This is a genomic window from Streptomyces sp. NPDC050439 (assembly GCF_040655335.1).
Classification (GTDB): Bacteria; Actinomycetota; Actinomycetes; order Streptomycetales; family Streptomycetaceae; genus Streptomyces.
This window is the reverse complement of sequence record NZ_JBFAJT010000009.1, coordinates 372,180-392,430: the sequence shown is the minus strand read 5'-3', so window position 1 is coordinate 392,430 and position 20,251 is coordinate 372,180. Positions and strand designations below refer to the sequence as shown.

18 protein-coding genes are annotated in these 20,251 nt (G+C 71.9%); 10 read left to right on the top strand and 8 right to left on the bottom strand.

The features are described 5' to 3' along the window. Positions 1-43: 43 nt before the first annotated feature. Positions 44-712 (bottom strand): response regulator transcription factor, encoded by a 669-nt coding sequence (locus tag AB0I66_RS34175; RefSeq protein ID WP_363211881.1) that lies wholly within the window; start codon positions 710-712, stop codon positions 44-46. Between the two features lie 138 nt (positions 713-850). Here AB0I66_RS34175 and AB0I66_RS34170 point away from each other — a divergent pair, with 138 nt between their 5' ends. From AB0I66_RS34170 to AB0I66_RS34155, 4 genes are read left to right on the top strand one after another with little or no spacing between them, the layout of a single operon-like run. Then, positions 851-1,363: a hypothetical protein gene (locus AB0I66_RS34170; RefSeq protein WP_363211880.1), complete on the top strand. Its 513-nt coding sequence runs from the start codon at positions 851-853 to the stop codon at positions 1,361-1,363. Then, positions 1,360-2,427 carry a peptidoglycan-binding protein gene (locus AB0I66_RS34165; protein WP_363211879.1) on the top strand — a complete coding sequence of 356 codons (1,068 nt, stop codon included), beginning with the start codon at positions 1,360-1,362 and terminating at the stop codon, positions 2,425-2,427. Before AB0I66_RS34170 ends, AB0I66_RS34165 begins: the two co-directional genes overlap by 4 nt. Then, positions 2,424-3,125 carry an ABC transporter ATP-binding protein gene (locus tag AB0I66_RS34160; RefSeq protein WP_363211878.1) on the top strand — a complete coding sequence of 234 codons (702 nt, stop codon included), beginning with the start codon at positions 2,424-2,426 and terminating at the stop codon, positions 3,123-3,125. The genes AB0I66_RS34165 and AB0I66_RS34160 overlap by 4 nt, the downstream gene beginning before the upstream one ends. Continuing rightward, complete coding sequence (locus tag AB0I66_RS34155) at positions 3,122-4,339, top strand: ABC transporter permease (RefSeq protein ID WP_363211877.1); 1,218 nt, start codon at positions 3,122-3,124, stop codon at positions 4,337-4,339. Before AB0I66_RS34160 ends, AB0I66_RS34155 begins: the two co-directional genes overlap by 4 nt. 424 nt (positions 4,340-4,763) lie before the next feature. Here AB0I66_RS34155 and AB0I66_RS34150 read toward each other — a convergent pair whose 3' ends face one another. From AB0I66_RS34150 to AB0I66_RS34135, 4 genes are all read right to left on the bottom strand, one after another. Further along, positions 4,764-6,161 carry a PAS domain-containing protein gene (locus AB0I66_RS34150; RefSeq protein WP_363211876.1) on the bottom strand — a complete coding sequence of 466 codons (1,398 nt, stop codon included), beginning with the start codon at positions 6,159-6,161 and terminating at the stop codon, positions 4,764-4,766. A gap of 460 nt (positions 6,162-6,621) precedes the next feature. Further along, a complete protein-coding gene (locus AB0I66_RS34145) occupies positions 6,622-8,229 on the bottom strand; it encodes a transporter (protein ID WP_363211875.1) in 1,608 nt (535 codons plus the stop codon). Further along, positions 8,226-9,026, bottom strand: coding sequence for an ABC transporter ATP-binding protein (locus AB0I66_RS34140; protein WP_363211874.1), 801 nt, complete (start codon positions 9,024-9,026; stop codon positions 8,226-8,228). The genes AB0I66_RS34145 and AB0I66_RS34140 overlap by 4 nt, the downstream gene beginning before the upstream one ends. Before the next feature lie 121 nt (positions 9,027-9,147). Then, on the bottom strand, positions 9,148-9,795 hold the full coding sequence (locus tag AB0I66_RS34135) for a bifunctional DNA primase/polymerase (RefSeq protein ID WP_363211873.1): 648 nt from the start codon (positions 9,793-9,795) through the stop codon (positions 9,148-9,150). 298 nt (positions 9,796-10,093) lie between these two features. Here AB0I66_RS34135 and AB0I66_RS34130 point away from each other — a divergent pair, with 298 nt between their 5' ends. Together AB0I66_RS34130 and AB0I66_RS34125 are read left to right on the top strand one after the other, a co-directional pair. After that, on the top strand, positions 10,094-11,482 hold the full coding sequence (locus AB0I66_RS34130; RefSeq protein WP_363211872.1) for a transcriptional regulator: 1,389 nt from the start codon (positions 10,094-10,096) through the stop codon (positions 11,480-11,482). 266 nt (positions 11,483-11,748) lie between these two features. Then, positions 11,749-14,019, top strand: coding sequence for a hypothetical protein (locus AB0I66_RS34125; RefSeq protein WP_363211871.1), 2,271 nt, complete (start codon positions 11,749-11,751; stop codon positions 14,017-14,019). A 37-nt stretch (positions 14,020-14,056) separates the two neighbouring features. Here AB0I66_RS34125 and AB0I66_RS34120 read toward each other — a convergent pair whose 3' ends face one another. After that, positions 14,057-15,337 (bottom strand): ABC transporter substrate-binding protein, encoded by a 1,281-nt coding sequence (locus AB0I66_RS34120; RefSeq protein WP_363211870.1) that lies wholly within the window; start codon positions 15,335-15,337, stop codon positions 14,057-14,059. A 111-nt stretch (positions 15,338-15,448) separates the two neighbouring features. Here AB0I66_RS34120 and AB0I66_RS34115 point away from each other — a divergent pair, with 111 nt between their 5' ends. Both AB0I66_RS34115 and purU read left to right on the top strand, forming a co-directional pair. After that, on the top strand, positions 15,449-15,952 hold the full coding sequence (locus AB0I66_RS34115; protein WP_363211869.1) for a hypothetical protein: 504 nt from the start codon (positions 15,449-15,451) through the stop codon (positions 15,950-15,952). Between the two features lie 91 nt (positions 15,953-16,043). Then, positions 16,044-16,916 (top strand): formyltetrahydrofolate deformylase, encoded by an 873-nt coding sequence (purU, locus tag AB0I66_RS34110; protein ID WP_363211868.1) that lies wholly within the window; start codon positions 16,044-16,046, stop codon positions 16,914-16,916. A gap of 36 nt (positions 16,917-16,952) precedes the next feature. Here purU and AB0I66_RS34105 read toward each other — a convergent pair whose 3' ends face one another. Together AB0I66_RS34105 and AB0I66_RS34100 are read right to left on the bottom strand one after the other, a co-directional pair. After that, positions 16,953-18,293: an MDMPI N domain containing protein gene (locus AB0I66_RS34105; protein ID WP_363211867.1), complete on the bottom strand. Its 1,341-nt coding sequence runs from the start codon at positions 18,291-18,293 to the stop codon at positions 16,953-16,955. Then, on the bottom strand, positions 18,290-18,889 hold the full coding sequence (locus AB0I66_RS34100; protein ID WP_363211866.1) for a sigma-70 family RNA polymerase sigma factor: 600 nt from the start codon (positions 18,887-18,889) through the stop codon (positions 18,290-18,292). Before AB0I66_RS34100 ends, AB0I66_RS34105 begins: the two co-directional genes overlap by 4 nt. Before the next feature lie 262 nt (positions 18,890-19,151). Here AB0I66_RS34100 and AB0I66_RS34095 point away from each other — a divergent pair, with 262 nt between their 5' ends. Both AB0I66_RS34095 and AB0I66_RS34090 read left to right on the top strand, forming a co-directional pair. Then, positions 19,152-19,526 (top strand): STAS domain-containing protein, encoded by a 375-nt coding sequence (locus AB0I66_RS34095; RefSeq protein ID WP_363211865.1) that lies wholly within the window; start codon positions 19,152-19,154, stop codon positions 19,524-19,526. 209 nt (positions 19,527-19,735) lie between these two features. Beyond that, the gene (locus tag AB0I66_RS34090) at positions 19,736-20,248 is read left to right on the top strand and encodes an EF-hand domain-containing protein (protein ID WP_363211864.1); all 513 of its coding nucleotides are present in this window, start codon (positions 19,736-19,738) and stop codon (positions 20,246-20,248) included. Positions 20,249-20,251: the final 3 nt, after the last annotated feature.

The following is a 20,251-nucleotide window of genomic DNA, read 5'->3' as shown; positions in this document are numbered from 1 at the left end:
AAGCCCTCGCCGAGCCTCTTGCTGGAGCCCCCGCCCCGCCCCCTCACGCCGACCAGCCCGCGATGCGGTAGCCCGCGCCCGGGATTGTTTCCACCACCGGGGGGTCGCCCAGTTTGGTGCGGAGTTTGGAGAGGGTCACTCGGACCGCGTTCGTGCGGTAGCTGGTGTCTTCCTCCCAGACCTGTTCGATCAGGTCCTCGCCGCTGACCACCGCGCCCTCCGCCCGCAGCAGCGCCTCAAGGACCGCGAACTCCTTGCGGGATAGCGCCAGGTGGCGGCCGTCGCGGCTCGCCTGGCGGCGGGCGGTGTCCAGGACCAGGCCCGCGCGTTCGATCACCGGCGGCAGCGCGGGGCGCGTACGGCGGCCCAGGGCCAGAACGCGGGCGAGGAGTTCGTCGTACGCGAAAGGCTTCGTCAGGTAGTCGTCCGCGCCCAGACCGAGGCCCGCCACCCGGTCCCGGACCGTGGCCGACGCCGTCAGCATCAGGACGCGCGTGAGCAGCCGCTGCCCCACCACCCTGCGGCACACCTCGTCGCCGTGCAGGCCCGGCAGGTCCCGGTCCAGGACGACGACGTCGTACTCACCCAGCTGGAGCTTGCGCAGCGCCGTCAGGCCGTCGGCCGCGACATCGACCGCGAGCGCGTCACGGCGCAGCCCGACGGCGATCATCTCGGCCAGGAATTCCTCGTCCTCCACCAGCAGTACGCGCATGCGGCCCTGTGTACCTGAAGTGCACCTTTCGTCGGTGTAAGCGTCTCCGTTGAGAGAAACGAAACCTCCCTTCCCGCCAGCCTGTGCGCGACGCCGTGACAACGCGACGGCCAGAAGTGAAGACGTGAAGGGGAAGCCATGAGGACTCGCAGCACTCTCAGGACACGTAGGACTCGTACGCGCGGGACCGCCCTCGCAACCGGCATCGCCGCCCTCGCCCTGCTCACCGGAGCCTGCTCCTCCGGCGGCGACAGCGGCAGCCAGGACAAGGCCGACGGCGGCAAGGGCAAGCAGGCCGACGCCGCCTTCAAGGAGCGCGAGTGCCTGCGCAAGCACGGCCTCAAGGTGAGCGAGCCCAAGTCCGGCGAGGACACCCGCGGCATCACCATCGGCGGCGACATGACCAAGGAGAAGATGGAGGCCGCCATGAAGGCCTGCACGGGCAAGGGCGGCGGCATGTCGGGCCGCGGCCCCTCGCAGGCCGACAAGGACAAGATGCTCAAGTACGCCCAGTGCATGCGCAAGAACGGCTTCAACATGCCCGACCCGAAGTTCGAGGGCGGCGCCGTGGAAGCCCAGAAGGTCCCCAAGGGCGCCGAGGCGAAGAAGATGGAGAAGGCCGCCAAGGCGTGCAAGGACATCGTCGCGTGAGGCGCCGCACCGCCGTCGTCGCCACCGTCGTCGCCCTCCTCGCGATCACCGGCGGCGGCGTCGCCGTCACCGCCCTCGCCGACAACGGCAAGGACGGGGCCACGCACCAGGACGCCGGCCTCCCGCCCGCCACCGCCCCCGTCGAACGCGGCGACCTCAGCAGCGGCACCCAGGCCGACGGCACCCTCGGCTACGCCAAGGAACGCAAGGTCAACGCAGGCATCACCGGCACCCTCACCTGGTCCACGGGCAGCGGCTCGACGATCAAGCGCGACGGACGCCTGTACGAGGTCAACGGCGACCCGGTACGCCTCATGTACGGCACCGAGCCCATGTACCGCACGCTGAAGACCGGCGACGAGGGCAACGACGTACGCCAGCTCGAAGAGAACCTCCGGGCCCTCGGGTACGGCGCCGGACTCGCCGTCGACGACGAGTACACGGACGGCACCGCCGCCGCCGTCAAGCAGTGGCAGAAGGCACACGACCGGAAGCAGACGGGCCGCGTGGGCCCCGACCAGATCGCCTTCTCGCCCGGCGGCGTCCGCGTGAAGTCCACCGAGTCGGCCGTCGGCGACCAGGTCGCTCCGGGCAAGCCGGTGCTCGCCACCACGAGCGCCGAACGAGTCGTACGCCTCCAGCTCGACGTCGCCGAGGGAAAGCTCGCCGAGGTGGGCACCAAGGTCACCGTGGACCTGCCGGACGGCACCACCGCCAAGGGGAAGATCGCCTCCGTCGGCAAGACCGCCAAGCCGGGCGACGACCCGGCCGACAAGACCCCCAAGATCCCGGTCACGGTCTCCTTCGACGACCCCGGCAAGGTCGACGGCTTCGACCAGTCCCCGGTCACGGTCAACCTCACCGGCGAGACCCGCGAGAACGTCCTCTCCGTCCCCGTCAACGCCCTCCTCGCGCTGCCCGGCGGCGGCTACGGCGTCCAGGTCGTCGAGAACGGCCGCGCCCGCCAGGTGAAGGTCGGACTCGGCATGTTCGGCCAGGGACGCGTCGAGGTCACCGGGGGCGGCCTCAAGGCCGGCACGAAGGTCGGGGTGCCCAAGATATGAGCGCCGTCGTGGAGTTGGCCGGGGTCACCAAGAAGTATCCGGGCGGGGTCGCCGCCCTGCGCGGCGTGGACCTCAGGGTGGAGGAGGGCGAACTCCTCGCCATCGTCGGCCCCTCCGGCTCCGGCAAGTCGACCCTGCTGCACATCATCGGCACCCTGGACCGCCCCTCGGAGGGCTCCGTGGCCATCGCCGGACACGACGTCGCGACGCTCGCCGACCGCAGCCTGTCCGCACTGCGCGCACGGCACATCGGCTTCGTCTTCCAGGCGTTCCACCTCGTGCCGGGGATCAGCGCGCGCGACAACGTGGCGGAGGGGCTCCTGTACTCGGGCCTCTCGCGCGGGGAGCGCCGCGCGCGGGCCGCCGACGCCCTCGACCGCGTGGGCCTCGCGGACCGCATGGGACACCGCCCGCACGAACTCTCCGGCGGCCAGAAGCAGCGCGTCGCCATCGCGCGTGCGGTGGTCGGTGCGCCGGATCTGCTCCTCGCGGACGAGCCGACGGGGGCGCTGGACTCCGCCTCCGGCGAGGCGGTGATGGAACTCCTCCACGACCTCAACGCGGAAGGCGCCACCATCGCCGTCATCACACACGACACAGAGATCGCCGAACGGCTGCCACGGCAGGTGCGCATCCGCGACGGGCAGGTGGTGGCGGATGTCCGCGCCGCGGCGCGTGAGGGGGTGAGCGCGGGATGACGCGTACGAAACGAGCTAGGAGCGCCCGCCTGAAGGCGGCGCGGCTCGGACCGCGTGACGTCCTGCACGTCGGCTCCGCGGGCCTGCGCAGCCGCCCCGTGCGCGTCGTGCTCTCCGCGCTCGGCATCGCCATCGGGATCGCCACGATGATCGCGGTGGTCGGCGTCTCCTCCTCCAGCAAGGCCCAACTCATGCGCGAACTGGACGCGTTGGGCACCAATATGCTGGTGGCCGCACCCGGTGAGCCCATGTTCTCCGGCGAAAAGGTGGTGCTCCCGCGCGACGCGGCAGGACGCGTCTCCCGCATCGAGGGCGTCCAGGACGTCGGCGCGACCGGCGACCTCGACCACAGCGTGCGGCGCAGCGAGAAGATCCCCGAGGACGAGACGGGCGGGATCTCCGTCAAGGCGGCCACCGAGGGCCTGCTGAAGGTCCTGCGGGGCGAGATGGGGCACGGGACGTGGTTCAACGCCGCGAACAGCCGCTACCCCTCCCTCGTCCTCGGCCATGTCGCGGCGGACCGCCTCGGCATCACGCAGCCGGGCCAGCAAGTCTGGCTGGGCGACCGCTACTTCACGGTCGTCGGCATCCTCGACCCGCTGCCGCTCTCGCCCGACGTGGAACGCTCGGCCCTCGTGGGCTGGGCCGCCGCCCAGAGTGAACTCGGCTTCGACGGCCGCCCCACCTCGGTGTACGAACGGTCGACCGACGCCTCCGTGCACGACGTACGCAAGCTGCTCGCCGCGTCGATCGACCCGGAGAACCCGCGCAACGTCCAGGTGACGGACCCCTCTTCGGCCCTCCAGGCGAAGGCGGCGACGGAAGGCGCGTTCTCCACGCTGCTGCTCGGCCTCGGCGGGATCGCGTTGCTGGTGGGCGGGGTCGGCGTGGCCAACACCATGATCATCTCGGTCCTGGAACGCCGCTACGAGATCGGCCTGCGCCGCTCCATGGGGGCGACGAAGGGGCAGATCCGCATCCAGTTCGTCACGGAGTCCCTCCTGCTGTCCGGGCTCGGCGGCCTCGCGGGAATCGCCCTCGGCGCGGCGGCGACGGCCGCGTACGCCGTGTCCGGCGACCTCCCCTGGGTGATCCCCCTCTGGGCGGTGACGGGCGGCTTCGGTGCAACGCTGGCCATCGGCACGGTGGCGGGCCTCTACCCAGCGGTACGGGCGGCCCGCCTCTCCCCGACACTGGCGCTGCACGCGGCGTAACCGGCGGGGCGGGGAGGGCTTCCAGGCTCTGGGGGAGCGCGGCCGGCGGGGCGGACTTCAGGCTCTGGGGGCGCCTGGGCGGCGGGGCGGCTGCGCTGGGCGGGTTCGTTGGGCGCCGGTGCCCGGCTGGCGGGCGGACTCTGAACCGCCGCTCCGCGGCGGATTCCCCCACCCGCCCACCCGTTCACCCGGCAGCGGATGATCACCCACTCGATGCACCGCAGGGTGCTCGGGTGGGTGGGCGGGAAAATCCGCCGCGAAGCGGCGACTCCGAGCACCCGCCCACCGGCACACAGGCAACGACACGGCCGCGCGCCCCCCGGCGCCGCGCGCACTCCCAGGGGGGGGACCGCACTCCCAGGGGGGGGGACCGCACTCCCAGCGGGCCCCCGCAGCGGGACCGCCCCCCGGCGCGGGGAAGCCGTCAACCGCCCAGAACCTGGGCAAGGTCAAGCGAGGCCGCAACCCTCGCCGAGACACTCTCCGCATACGCCGCATCCGCCCGCTCGAACTGAGTCCGGCTCGCCCCCCGCAAGAACGTCACCACACCCAACGTCCGCCCCCGGCTCCGCAGCACCGCGCACAACGCATGCACCGTGTCCTCCGGCCACTGCCTGACCGCCGCCCACTCCCGGGCACGCTCCGGCGGCGCGGTCCCCGCACTGGCCCGGACGGAACCCACCCGGTCCACGCACTGCGGGGCCGGGTGACCCTCCAGATACCGCACCGGAAGCCCCGCCTTGGCCACCGGCAGGCACGGCCCCGGAGCACCGGCAGGAGTGGCGGCGACACGAATCAGCCGTACCGGCTCCTCACCCCCCGCATCTCCCACCCCCGCCCCCGCTCCCGCCACCAGATCGATCACCGCATGGTCGGCGAACCCGGCAAGGGCGAAGTCCAGCTGGACCGTCGCCGCCTCCATCGGATCCTCGCACTCACCCGCGGCCCGCGCCGCCCGATGCAACTGCTGGGAACGAAAACGGAGTTGCGCCGCCTCCTGCTCGGTCTGCTTCGCCTCCGTCACATCGAGGAAGAGCCAGGCGACCCCCAACGGCACCGGCTCCTCCGCGAGCGGCGACGCGAGACGCAGAAATCCGCTGCGCCAGCAACGCCGCTCCGGCTCACCGCTCTCCGTGGCCCGCACCGACACCCACATCTCGGCGGGCGCGGGCGGCGCCCCCTCGGCGAGCACATGACTCAGCGCGCTCTCCAGCTCCTCCACACCCTGCCCGAGCAACTCCCCGAGGGGCCGCCCCAGCAACGCCGTACGCCCCATCCCCAAGGACCGCGCGGCATGCTCGTTCGCCACGGCGGGACGCAGATCCGCGTCGACGAGCACCACACCCCACGAGGCGTTCTCGAACAGCGCCTCGCTGAGCGCGATGGAACGCTCCAGGTCGATCTGCGCATGGACCTCGCTGAACGCGCAGTACACCCCCGCGGGCTTCCCGTCCCCGCCCCGCACGGCGGCGGACTGCGTCCGCACGAGCACCCGCCCGCCGTCCTTCGTGAGCAGGGCGAACTCGTGCACCTGCCGCCCATGCGCCTCCATGGCCGACAACAGCCGGTCCTCGACCTCCTCGGCGTCGGCGGTCCGCACCGCCCACCCCGCGAACCCCTGCCGCCCGACGGCCTCCGCCGCCGACCACCCGAGAATCCGCTCGGCCTCACGATTCCAGTGCGTCACCACCCCATCGGCATCGAACGCGCACAGGGCGGCGTCCATCCCGTCCAGCAGTGCCGCGAGCAATTCGGCCCCACCGGGCTCGGGCTCTTCGGGCCCCAGCTCGTCGGTGGTCCCACTACGCCGGGAAGCACTCACCTGGCACCCCCTGCAGGCCGTGTCCTCATGAGCTGCATGTTCTGCGAGTTCCGCGTATACCGCACGTCAGATCATTGAACTCGAACGTGACGCAGCCCACAGCCACTTCCCAGAAGTCAGACGAAATCGTTGCCCCCAAAGCCGTGTGCAAAGCCCTGAATAAATCGCTTGTGCGACGGACGGGGCCGTTCCTAGGGTGGCACGTACACACGAAGGGAGGTGGTTCGGCAGATGTATGGAAACCGGACGCGTGAGGTGACTGCGGGCTAGTGGCCCGTCGTCGCAACTCGATTTCGGCGCCGGACCAGCACGTGTGATGTGCGTGCGACCGGCCCAATCCCAAGCAGTCACCCGACCCGCGAGCCGCCGGTGAGTCCGGCCGGCTTCCCGCCGTCTCGTACGGCGGGGACCACGGCTCGCGGGTCGTCTGCGTTCCGGGCGCCCCGCGACAGCGCGCCCCTCAGCCCTTGCTGACCGCCGTGAGGATCTCCGGCAGTCGCCTCGCCACCCTCGGTGCCGCGAGCCGCAGGCCGCAGTACGTGATCAGCGCTCCGTAGGCGCCGCCCAGCGGCAGCAGCACCCAGGACCAGGAGCTCTCGCCCGCGACGTGCAGCCAGATCGTGCCGGCGAGCACCGGGGCGCAGAGCAGGGCCGCGGCGACCATGCCGCCGAAGATGGAGATCCAGGCCAGGCCCGCCTGCCCGGGGGCCACGTTCTTGTAGCCCTCCTGCGGGATCGAGTAGGGGAAGCGCGCCGATGACCAGGCGCCCGTCGCCAGCATCGCGCCGAGCAGGGCGAAGGAGAGGCCGAGCCCCTCCGCCAGGCCGGTCCAGTCGCCGAGTACGGCGGCCGTGATGACCGTCACCAGCGTCGCGTACGGGAGGGTGATGACGAGGAGGGCGAGGGCGCGGGCGCGGATCTCGATGTACGCGTCGTGCGTCGAGGAGATCGTCATGGCGACCATCCAGAACGCCGAGGTGTCCTGGCCGAACTGGTTGTACATGAGGACGCCGAGCATCCCGGCCGCGAAGCACGCGAAGTAGATGGAGCCGGTGCCCTGCAGGGCGTTGAAGAGGGGCACGATGAGGCCGATGGCCAGGGAGGTCACCCAGGCCGCCTTCGTCTTGGGGTCGCGCCACACGTAGCGCAGGCTGCGTTCCATGACCGTGCCGGTGCGGCCGCCGGGGAGCAGGCGTCCCAGGCCGTGTGCCGCGCGTGCCTTGGTGGGTTCCGCCGCCGCGAGAGTGGAGCCGTCCGGGGTCGTCATGAGGCGGGTCAGGCTGCGTTGCCAGAGGGCTAGGAGGCCGGCGAGGGCCGCGGCGCTCAGGGCGAGTTGGGCGACCCCGGTGGCGTACGAGCCCTCGCTCACGGAGTCGACGGCGCCGATCGCCGACGCGGGCGGGATCCAGCGCACGACGTCCGCGGCCGGGTCGAGCTGCGAGAGCCCCGACGAACCCAGGCGCTGCGCACCGAAGTTGACGACCTGCGCGCCGACCGCGATGAGCAGGCCGCTCAGGACGGCCAGATCGCGTCCCTTGCGGCTGGTCAGCAGGCGGATGTTGGCGGCGGCGACGGTGCGCGCGAGGGCCACGCAGATGAGCAGGGTGAGTGCGATGGCGAGGACGCCGGTGACGGCTGCCGTGGCGCCGTGGGCGAGCGCGATGACCGAGCCGAGGGCGAGGCAGAGGGTGAAGAGCGGGCCGATGCCGACCAGTGAGGCGACGAGGAGGGCGCGCACCAGCGGGCGGGGGCGCAGCGGCAGCATGACCAGGCGGGTGGGGTCGAGGGTCTCGTCGCCGCTGGGGAAGAACAGCGGCATCACCGCCCAGCCGAGCGCGAGCACGGCGGTGAGCAGGACGGAGACGGTGGCGGCGTGTTCGTTGCCGCGCAGGGCGATCAGGCCGAGGAGCTGGAGGGCGGCGACGAGGAGCGCGGCGACGACGGACGCGATGTAGGCGGCGCGGCGGCCGGTCGACTGGTGCAGTCCGTTGCGCAGGAGCGACAGCTTCAGGCGTACGAAGACCGGGGTGATGGAGGGGGCGGACGCGGCGACGGGTGGCGTGCTCATCGGGTGCCGCCGCCCAGCCAGTCGAGGTGTGATCCGGCGTCGCGGCCGCCCGCGCCGACCAGTTCGAGGAACGCCTGCTGGAGCGAGGGGGACGCGCCGCGGACCTCGGCGAGGGTGCCCTGGGCGCGGATGCGGCCCGCGGCCATCACGGCGACCCAGTCGCAGAGGGATTCGACGAGTTCCATGACGTGGGACGAGAAGACGACCGTCGCGCCGGAGGCGGTGTAGCGCTCCAGGACGCCGCGGATGGTCTGTGCGGAGACGGGGTCGACGCCTTCGAAGGGTTCGTCGAGGAAGAGGACCTCGGGGTTATGGAGCAGGGCCGCGGCGAGGCCGATCTTCTTGCGCATGCCGGTCGAGTAGTCGACGACGAGTTTGTGCTGGGCTCCGGCGAGGTCGAGTACGTCCAGGAGCTGGGTGGCTCTCTTGTCGACCTCGTCGCCGGGGAGCCCGCGCAGGCGTCCGGTGTACGCGAGGAGTTCGCGTCCCGAGAGGCGTTCGAAGAGGCGCAGTCCTTCGGGGAGGACGCCGATGCGGGCCTTGACCTGGACGGGGTCGGCCCACACGTCGTGGCCGACGACTTCGACCGTGCCCCGGTCGGGGCGCAGGAGTCCGGTCACCATCGAGAGGGTGGTGGTCTTGCCGGCGCCGTTCGGGCCGACGAGGCCGATGAACTTGCCCGCGGGGAGGGCGAGGTCGATCCCGGCGACGGCGATCTGCTGGCCGAAGGCCTTCCAGAGTCCTTGCACCCGTACCGCCGCGGGTACGGGTGCCGCCGCCGGTTCTGCCTCGGTCACGATGCCCGCCGCCCTTTGTCGTCGCCGCCTTTGACTGTGCACGATACGTCGCGGGCACCGTCATCACCGGCTTCGCCGAGTTCGTCCTCAAACGCCGGACGGGCTGAGATGCAGGACTCCGCTACCGCCGTGCCTCGCGCCCGCACGCGTAGGCGAGCGGGGAGATGATCTCCTCCGCGTCCGGGAGCCAGCGGTTGGCGGCGGTGGGGCGGCAGGCCCACTGCACGGCGCCGGTCGCGCCGAAGCGGGTCGGCGGGGCGGCGACGTACGCCCCCTCGCCCAGGGAGACCAGGTCGATCGCGGCGGGCGGCCAGCCCAGCTTGCGTACCAGGTCAGGGACCTTGGCGGTGGCGCCGGGGAGGACGAAGAACTGCATCCGGCGGTCGGGCGTACAGGTCACCGGGCCGAGTGTCAGTTCCATGCGCTCCATGCGGGCGAGCGCGAGGAACCCGGCCGTCTCGGGCACGTCGATGGCGTCGAACGTACGGCCTGTCGGCAGCAGGATCGACGACTTCGGCTGTTTGTTCCAGAGCCGCCTCGCGACGGTCGCGCTGCCCGTCGCCTGTGTCGCCCAGTCCTCGCGCGCCGGGTGCGAACCGGGTGTCGTGCACGCGGTGTCACCGCACGAGCAGATCTCGGCCCCCTCGACGGACTCGAGCCACGTCCCGGGGAACACGTCCCAGTGGCGCTCTTCCGCGTATCGCACGGCCGTGTCCAGCAAGGATTCTCCGCGCTGCTTCGGGATGTGCGCGGCTGACGTGACTCCCATGGTCTCTTCCACGGACTTCTCAACTCCGCCCGACACCTACGGTTACGGCTGTCGTGTGCGCGGGGGCGGAGCATCGATCCTGCATGTGGGGCGCATGGGTGCACGGGCGGGGGCGCGCATGGGGAATGGGTTCCATGTGCGGGTAGCCAAGACTGGGGCACTCCGAAGAAGCCCAGTTACCGACTTATGGTCCGTTTGTGGTGCATCTTCCCTTTGTCCCAAGGGCATTGATCATCTGGGGTGGCCGATTCCGGCCCCTCCGTCCAGATGAACCACGGTGCACATCAGGGGGTACACCATGGCCGCAAGGCCGCTCGTCGCGCGGCAGCCCAACGAAAGGCTGCAGGCACTCATTCAGGAAGCGGGCTGCTCGAACGCGGGCCTGGCCCGCCGGGTCAACATGTGCGGCGCGGAGCACGGACTCGATCTGCGCTACGACAAGACGTCGGTCGCCCGGTGGCTGCGCGGTCAGCAGCCGCGTGGCAGGGCGCCAGGGATCATCGCGGAGGCGCTCGGCCGCAAGCTCGGCAGGACCGTCACGATCGACGAGATCGGCATGGCGAACGGCAAGAACCTCGCCTCCGGCGTCGGCCTGCAGTTCTCGCCCACCGTGCTCGGCGCCATCGAACAGGTCTGCGAGCTGTGGCGCAGCGACGTGGGGCGGCGGGACTTCCTGTCCGGCTCGTCCGTCGCCGCTTCCGCGCTCGTCGAGCCGAGCCGCGACTGGCTGATCTCGTCGCCGGACGCGCAGGTCGGCCGGATGGCGGGGCCGCGGGTCGGGCTCTCCGACGTGGCGGCGGTGAAGGCCATGACGGAGGCGCTGACGCAGCTCGACCACCAGTACGGCAGCGGGCATGTGCGGCCGGTGGTCGTGCACTACCTGAACAGCGTGGTGTCGGGACTGCTCGCCGGTTCGTACCGCGAGGCGGTGGGGCGCGAACTGTTCGCCGCCGTCGCGCGGTTGACGGAGCTCGCCGGGTACATGGCGGTGGACACGGGTCAACCGGGCCTGGCCCAGCGCTATTACATCCAGGCGCTGCGGCTCGCGCAGGCGGCGGGCGACCGGGGGTACGGCGGTTATGTCCTCGCCGCGTCGATGAGTCATCTCGCGGCGCAGCTCGGAAACCCGCGGGAGATCGCGCAGTTGGCGCGGGCGGCCCAGGAGGGGACGCGCGGGCGGGTCACCCCGCGCGCGGAGGCCATGTTCTACGCCGCCGAGGCCCGGGGGCACGCGCTGCTCGGTGACGGGCGCTCGACGCAGGCCGTCGCGGGCCGTGCGGTCGAGGCGATGGACCGGGCGTCCGGGGAAGCGGAATCGGGCGACGACCCGGTGTGGATCAAGCACTTCGACCACGCCTACCTGGCCGATGAACTGGCGCACTGCCACCGGGACTTGGGGCAGGCGGACGCGGCGGCGCGCAGTGCCGAGGAGTCCCTCGCGGGGCATCCGGAGACACGGGCGCGGCGGCGGGCGATCGGCCTGGTCCTGCTCGCCACGGCGCAGGTGCAGCGGCGTGACATCGAGCAGGCGTGCCACACGGGTCTGAAGGCGGTCGAACTCCTCGGCACGCTGCGGTCCAACCGCGGCGCCGAGTATCTGGAGGACTTCCAGCAGCGGCTCGATCCGTACCGCGAGGAGCCGGTGGTAAGGGAGTTCGGGGCGCGGATGGACATTCAGGCGGCGTGAGGGAGCGCGGGATCGGGTGCGTGAAGGGTTTGTGACGTGTGTCGCGCTCCGGTGAACGTGGCCCGTCCCGGCCCTTTCCGCACCGTGAACGGCAACTCCCGTGCGCGTTCGAAACTCCCTGGTGACGTAATCAGCGTTTCGCGGAGAGCTTTTGTTACTTCCGCGATTGATGCGGTCGCGGAGGTTTGAGCTGCGTGGCAGACGGCTGTGGTGACCCGGTAGCGTGAGCCGACGGTTCCGTAGGTCCCCCATTCGTAGGAGTCCCGGTGACGCAGCAAGGCGGGCAGGGTGCCGCTTCCTCCGATCCGCATTCCGCGGACCGGCACGCGCACGAAGGCATCGTGCTGCCTGCCGACGGAAGCGAGCCCCTGATGCCCGGCACCACCGGCGACCACGTGGCCCCCGCGGGCGGCAGCCCCTGGGGCCAGCCCTGGGGCCCGGCCCCCGCGGACCCACCCTCCGGCACGGGCCAGCCCTGGAACTCCCCCCAACAGCACCAGACCTACGGCCAGGACGCTTCGTACGGGGGCCAGCAGCAGGGCGGTACGTACGGCGGGTCGTACGGCGGCCAGACATCGACCGGCGCTTACGGGGCACAGCCGCAGGGCGGTTCATACGGCTCGGCAGAGAGCACGGGCACACCGTACGAGGCCCAGCCGCAAGGCGCCCAGTACGGGGGTGGCCAGCACGCGGGACACGCTCAGGGCGGCCAACACGCGGGCCAGTCGCAGGGCGGGCTGTACGCGGGCCAGCAGGGCGGCCAGCACGCCGGGCAGTCGCAGGGCGGCCAGCACGTGAGCCACACGCAGGGCGGCCAACACGCGGCACAGTCGCAAGGCGGCCAGCATGCGGGCCAGCCTCAGGGCGGCCAGCATGCAGGGCAGCCGCAGGGCGGTCAGCACGCGGGCCAGTCCCAGGGCGGTCAGCTCGCGAACCACACGCACGGCGGCCAGCACGCGGCACAGTCGCAAGGCGGTCAGCACGCGGGTCTCCCTCAGGGCGGCCAGCATGCAGGCCAGCCTCAGAGCGGCCAGTACGCGGGCCAGATGCACGGCGGTCAGCACGCGGCTCAGTCGCAGGGCGGCGCGCACGCGAGACAGGCGGGTGGTGCCCACGCAGGGCAGCCCACCGACGCCCCCTACCCCGGACAGTCCGCCGACTCCTCGTACCCCGGACAGTCCGCCGACGCCGCCTACCTCGGGCAGACGGCCAACGCCTCGTACCCCGGGCAGCCGGGGCAGCCGCTTCCCCAGGCCGGGCAGGTCGGGCAGGCCGGAGGAGCCGGGCAGTTTTCGCCCGCCGCGGAGGCGAATCAGCTTCCGCCCGGCGCGGAGGCGAATCAGCTGCCGCCCGCCGCGCAGGCGAACTCGCTGCCGCCCGCCGCGCAGGCGAGCGCCCCCCTGCCCCCCGTCGCAGGCGGTCTCGCGCCGATTTCGACCGCCGGTGCGGGTGACGCGGACGCGACGCAGTACATACCCGCCACGCCCGCCGCAGGCGCAGGCGCAGGCGTGGACGAAGGTGCCACCCAGTACATACCCCCCGTCGCCCCCGGAGCCCTGCCGCCCGAGGCGCCCGTGGGGGAGGCCACGCAGTTCCTGGGGCGTACGCCGATGCCCCCGGCGGCCGGTTCCGACAGCGAGCCCACGCAGTTCATCGCCCCCGTGCCCGCCGAGCCCGGCAAGACACCCTTCGGGATACGGCCCGGCGCCCCGGGCGACCGGCAGCCGCCCGCCGAGTTCGACAGCCTCTTCCGTACCGAGGCGGCGGAGGACGAGGGCCCCGCGTCCACCCAGCAGATGCCACGCTTCGAGGCGCCGCAGCCGGCGGGCCACGGCCAAAGCGGCGGCGACGGCGGGGGACGGGCCGCACGCCGCGCCGCCGCCGCGGCCCCCGCGGCACGCGGCGGAGGCCGCACCGGGTCGAAGGTGCCGCTCTTCGCGGCCGTAGGAGTCGTCATCGCGCTGGTCGGCGTCGGAGCGGGCGCCCTCCTCAGCGGCGGCGGCGGTGACGAGGAGAAGGACAGCCCGCAGACCGTCTCCGAGTCCGCGCCCGCCGACGAGAAACCCTCCCCCTCCGTCGACCCCGCCAAGGAGCAGGCCGTCGCCCTCGACAAGCTCCTGGCCGACAGCAACAACAGCCGCGACTCGGTGATCGGCGCCGTACGCAACGTAGGAAAGTGCAACGACCTCGCCCAGTCGGCGACCGATCTGCGCAACGCGGCCAAGCAGCGCAACGGCCTGGTCACACGCCTCTCGCAGCTCTCCGTGGACAAGCTCCCGGCCAACGCCCAGCTGACGGCCTCCCTCACCAAGGCGTGGAAGGCGTCGGCCGCGGCCGACAACCACTACGCCGCCTGGGCGGGCCAGGTCGCGGGCAAGAAGGGCTGCAAGAAGGGCCACGCCCGCACGACGCCGCAGGCGGTCGCCGCGAACAAGTCCAGCGGCGAGGCGACCACGGCCAAGCAGGAGGCGGCCGGGCTGTGGAACGCCATCGCCAAGCAGTACGGCCTCACCACGCGCGACAAGTCCCAGCTCTAAGGCGTCAGCGAGACCCGGAGCGAGGCCGGGGAGCAGGTCACGTGACCTGCTCCAGCGTCTTCGAGACGTTCACGAAGCCCTTGCGCGCCGGCACGAGGCGGCCGTCGCGCACCATCTGGAACGTGACGTCGGCGTTGACCAGACGCGGGAAGTCGCTGGCCGCGAGCATGTCCTTGAAGCGCCAGCTCAGGGTCGGCGTGAGCCCGCCCGTCTCCACCTTGAGCCCCTTGTCGAGGGCCCGCCGCAGCGTCCGCGACGAGACCTCGCCGCCCCCCAGCGACTCGACGGTCTGCTTCAGGACGGTGTAGGCGATGTACGTCGTCTGCACGCCCGCGTCCGTCGGGTCGACCCGGTTGTCGCCGAACGCCTGTTGGCGGATGACCTCACGCATGTCGTCCCAGCGGGGATCACTGGCCGCCGGATACCAGCCGGTGAGGTAGGCGCCCTCGTACGGTCCGTTGCCGCCGCCCGTGCGGTCGACGAGGGACTGGTCGACGCTGCCGAGCACGGAGGACATCTTCGCGGCCGGGTACGCGTTCTCGGTGCGCCGGTAGGAGTCGTAGAACGTGTCCGTGCGCTCGCCGAGCGCCGCCGTCACACAGCCACCCGTGCCCGCCCGCTCCAGCGCCTGCTCGGCCTGCGCGGTGAAGTCGGTGCCGTCCTCGGGCGCCCGTATGTCGGCGGCGGGCTTGTGACGGCCCTCGGCGAGCCCCGCGTCCAGGAGCCCGGGGAGGTCGTCGCCGGCGATCGTGTCGGGGCGTACGAGGGAGACGCGCTCGCAGCGGCCGGCGAGCTGGCGGCCGTTGCCCGCCATGAGCGCCGGCTCCCCGCCGTTGACGGGATACGACAGGGGGCTGCTGAACTCCTCGTCGGTGACGCCGTACCCGCCGATGTAGGGGATGCCGGCGACTTCGAGGGGGGACAGGAAGGAGCGGCCGTGCTGGCTGTAGGAGCCGACGACGGCCGCGACCTCCTCGTCGACCGCCTTGCGGGCGCAGTCGGCGGCGCCCACCGGGTCGTTGTGGTCGTTGCAGGTGATGACCTTGAGCTCGCGGCCGTCGAGGCCGCCGTTCGCGTTGACCCAGCGCGCGTAGGCCTGTGCCATCGCGGGGATTCCGGGCTTGTTCGTGGCCTTGGTCTTCTCGGGGGCCCAGGTCATGACGGTCACGGGGTCTTCCCTGGATCCCCCCGTGGAACCAGGGATGACCCCGCACGCGGTGGTCAAGGACGCACCCGCCGCCACCAGGGCGGCCACGGTGAGCATTGCGGTCTTGGAGGGGCGGGGGAGCACGGTGCGTCGCGAGACGGGCATGGTCATGCACGATTCCTCCGCAGTGCCAACCATGGAGTGACGCGCTCTCAACGCATGGTGACAAGAAGGTGAATGACAGGGGCCGATTCGGCTGCGTCAAGGGGGAACGTACGATCGATGACCGTGCAAGGTTCGGAGAACTCTTCCCGTCGCGGCCGTCGCTCAAGCACCATGGGCGGCATGCCAACGAACGACATGCCATGGTGGCGCTGGCGCAGCAACGTGCGCTCGGCTCTTCACATGCTCTCCGACCCGAGGTTCCAGCGTGAGTGCTGGCTCGCCGGGCGCGAGGAGTACGGGGACGTGACCGACGCCGTGTACCGCCTGGTCGAGGACACGTGGCTCGACAACTGGTCCGCCGAGAAGTACGTCGGGACGATCTTCCGTGACGCGGAGGAGGCGGCCCTGGTCGACACCGCGGTGCTGCGGGTCCTGCGGATCATGCACGAGGTGGGGCCGGACGCGCTGGTGTCCGCCTATCTCGACCATCCGGGGTGGCCGGAGGCGGTCCGCGCCGCGCGCGAGGCCCATGTGCGGCTCGCCGTGAGCGACGGGGATGACCCCGACGAGGCTCCCCGGACGCTCGAGGTCCTGCGCATCCTGACCCGCTCGGCGAGCTAGGCGCTTCCCCGTCCCGGGCACGAACCTTTCTCCCGTCCGGGGCTTGGACCGTGGTCCCGTGGGGTGCCTCGATTGTGGGAACCTTGGGCGCATGAACGAGAAGGTCCCCGCCCCCGCTGAGCAGTACGTCCTCACCCTCTCCTGCCCGGACAAGCAGGGCATCGTGCACGCCGTGTCGAGTTATCTCTTCATGACCGGCTGCAACATCGAGGACAGCCAGCAGTTCGGTGACCACGACACCGGGCTCTTCTTCATGCGCGTCCACTTCTCGGCGGAGCCGCCGGTGACGGTGGAGAAGCTGCGGGCGAGCTTCGCCGCGATCGGTGACTCCTTCCACATGGACTGGCAGGTGCACCGCGCCGACGACAAGATGCGCGTCGTCCTGCTCGTGTCGAAGTTCGGGCACTGCCTGAACGACCTCCTCTTCCGCTCGCGCATCGGCGCGCTTCCGGTCGAGATCGCCGCCGTCGTCTCGAACCACACGGACTTCGCCGAGCTCGCCGCCTCGTACGACATCCCCTTCCACCACGTCCCGGTGACGAAGGACAACAAGGCGCAGGCCGAGGCGCAGATCCTGGAGCTCGTGCGCGCGGAGAACGTGGAGCTCGTCGTCCTGGCCCGCTACATGCAGGTCCTCTCGGACGACTTCTGCAAGCAGCTCAGCGGCCGGATCATCAACATCCACCACTCCTTCCTGCCGAGCTTCAAGGGCGCGAAGCCGTACCACCAGGCGCACGCGCGCGGTGTGAAGCTGATCGGCGCGACCGCGCACTATGTGACGGCGGACCTCGACGAGGGCCCGATCATCGAGCAGGAGGTCGAGCGCGTCGGCCACGGCGTCACGCCGGACCAGCTGGTCGCGATCGGCCGGGACGTGGAGTGCCAGGCCCTCGCACGCGCCGTGAAGTGGCACGCGGAGCGCAGGATCCTGCTCAACGGTCACCGCACGGTCGTCTTCGCCTGACCGCTGCGGACACCGCTCACGGGCCCCGCGCGGGACTCACATCCGGCTCAGTGACGCCGCCGCGAACAGCACGTCCCTGATCGCCTGGCGGTCCCCGACCTGACCCGCTGCCGCCTCCTCCGGGGACACATGGCCCGCGGCCAGGCGGCAGAACTCGACGCCGTCAAGGGCGACATGAGCCACCTCGCGGTCCGCCGACGCACTGGCGCCGGGGGAGTCGAGCGGGATGAACCATTCTCCGCCGCCCATGCCCTCGACCTCCAGGCGCAGGCTGCGGCCCGGGGCGCCCGCCGCCACCAGGCCGTGCGCCGGGGCCGCGAGCCCCGAGCGGCGGCGCTCGGCGAGCGTGCCGGGGAGCAGCCGGGCGGCGAGGTCGATCATGCGGTGCAAATGGCGCGGGGACGGCGGCTCGTACGGATAGTCGACCGCCTCCGCGATGTCGCCGGCGTGGATCCAGCACTCGAAGGCGCGGTCCAGCATGGAGTCCCGCAACGGCAGTTCGACGCGGCGGCCCTGCTCGTCCGGGGCGCTGTAGGGGACGGTGAGGCCGCCGGAGCCGGAGCCGTGCGGGCCGCCCGCCGTGAAGGACACCGTGCGGATCAGCTCGTGGGACTGCTCGCGCCAGGGGCCGCGCACCGCGCGCGTGGGCGGGAAGTACGAGGCGCGCCAGTACGCCTCGGTGCGGTGGCCCGGGTCGGAGTGCGGCGGCGCCTCCCTGCCGAGCGGGTCGTCGAGGCCGAGGGCCAGCGCGACCAGGCCGTCGACGGCGAGGAGGTGCGCGATCACCCCGGCCACCGTCGTCTTGCGGCTGACCGGCTGGTCCTCGTCGAACCACCGCAGACGCACCGGGGCGTGCCACTCCGAGTCGCCGATGTCCCGCAGGAGCGCGTCGAGTCGGGCGGTCTCGGCGTCGTACGGAACGGCCCACTCGGGGACCGGGATACGGGGCGGGCGCCGCCCGAGGCAGTTCTCGATGACGCGGTTGCGCAGGCCCGGGTCGAGATCGAGGCTCTCCTCCTGGTGCAGCAGACCCACCGCGTCGCGCAGCCGCAGCGCCTCTTCCGCGCAGGGGCCGCAGTGCCCCAGGTGCACCTCGACGGCGAGGGCTTCCTCGACCGAGCAGGCGGCGAGCGCCCAGGCCCCGAGCAGGGACTTCAGGACCCGGTGGTCGAGGGCGAGCGGAGGGTCGGGAAGGGAGTGTCCCGTGTCCTCTATGGAGGAGCGCGGCAGCGGTATGCGGGGCGGCCGCCGGGTGTCCCCGTCACCGGGACCGTCAGCACTGCCGGGCCCACCCGGACCGCCGGGCCCACCCGGACCGCCACCGTTCCCCGGGAGGTCCGGTTCCTCGAAGGGGTCCTGCCGGTCGGGCCCCTTCACAGCGCGCCCCCGTACCCGGGGCGGGCCCCCGGTGCGGGGTGGGGCTCCGCGGGGCCCGCCGCGTCGTTCGCGGTGGACAGCAGCTGCAGGCCGAGGCGGAGGCGGCGGCGCGCCTCGTCCTCCGTGACGCCGAGGTCGGCGGCCGTCTGGCGGTAGTCGCGCCGCTGGAAGTAGGCGAGCTCCAGGGCGGCACGCAGCGGGGCGGGCATGGCCGTGACGATGTAGTCCGCGCGGGCGGCGGCCGAGGCGCGGCGGACCTTGCGCTCCAGGTCCTCCGCGGTTCCCTCTCCGCCGCGGGCCAGGGCGGCGGACTCGGTCTGGCGCAGCCGCCGGACGGCCCGCTGATGGGTGAGTGTGGCGACCCAGGAGCGCAGGGGGCCCTGCTTCGGGTCGTACGCGTCGGGGTTCTCCCAGATGTGGGCGAAGACCTCGCGGGTTATGCGGTCGGCGGCGTCCTCGTCACCGAGCACGCGGTGGGCAAGGCCGTGCACGAGCGAGGCGAAGTGGTCGTACAGCTCGCCGAGCGCGGCCGCCTCCCCGTGCGCCAGCCGCTGCTGCATGCGGCGGTCCCAGCGGCGCGGCGCGTCCTTCGCCATGAGGCCCCCTCTGCGCGTGCCGTTCCTTGCTCGTCCCGAATCCTTGCTCGTCCCGAAACCCTCTGTCGAATGTAGTCGCCACCACCGACAACGCACTCCCTTTAAGGCAAAGTGCGCATGCTCCCGGCCTCGGATGATAGGGAGCGGTGTCCCTGGTGTTTCATGGAGAGGAGCTGGGGCAGCCGCGACGTAGGAAGCGTAGGGAAGGCTTCCGCATCGGCGAGCTACGAGCGAGCGGTATCAGCGAGCGAGAGGCGTGCGAGTGACGCTGCAGGTGGCCGTGGACGAGCAGGACGGCTGGGCCGTCCTGCGGGTGTCCGGCGAGATGGACCTGGTGACCTCGCCTGTCGTGCGCCAGCGGGTGCACGACGCCGTCGCCGACGGCCGGCACAGCCTCGTCCTGGACCTCTCCGACGTGCTGTTCTGCGATTCCAGCGGCGTCGGCGTGCTGATCGCCACGCGCCGCCTGTTCCGCTCCTGCCAGGGCCGGCTGCGCCTGATACTGCCCGCGAAGGGCGCCGAGGACGGCTCCCACGTGAACCGCGTCCTCGCGGCCCTCGGCGTACGCAGGCTCTTCGAGGTCTTCCCGGACGTGACCGCCGCGGTGGACGACGAGGCGATCCCCCTCTCCGCGTGAGACCCGGGAGTCTCCGTGTGAGACCTGAGCCGACCCAAAAGATCACCAGGGGCTGGCTCCTGGTACAACCTCTCTTGTCCCGGTCTTGGCACAAGCGTCGGCTTCCGGCCTCCCGGCGGTCGCCGAACACGTACGCTCGCTGCCAGACACACCCAGGGGACCCCCTGTGCACACGCACCCAACCGCAGAAGTGAGGCGGCCCGAACACCATGGACAGTGCCGAGTACGAGCGTAAGATCGCGGCCCGTTTCGCCAGCTTTGACCAGGACGGCAACGGCTACATCTCCCGTGAGGACTTCAGCACGGCGACCGCCGCCCTGCTCAGCGAGTTCGGCGCCACGGCACGCTCCGAGAAGGGTCAGGCCCTCTACATCGGGGCCGAGGCCTTCTGGCAGGGCATGGCCGGGATCGCCGACCGCGACGGTGACCAGCGGATCACCAAGCCGGAGTTCGTGGGCGGCGCGGTCAAGCGGCTGCGGGACAACCCGGCCCGGTTCGCGGAGATCGCGCGGCCGTTCCTCGACGCCGTGATCTCGGTCGCGGACGGCGACGCCGACGGCGCGGTCAGCCCGCAGGAGGTCGAGCGCGTGCTCAAGGCCCTCGGCGTCCCGGCGGACGTCGCGAGCGCCGCGGGCGGCTCGCTCGACACCGACGGGGACGGGCGTGTGACGGAGGACGAGATCGTCGCGGCGTTCTCGGCGTACTTCACCGTCCCTGAGTGAGAG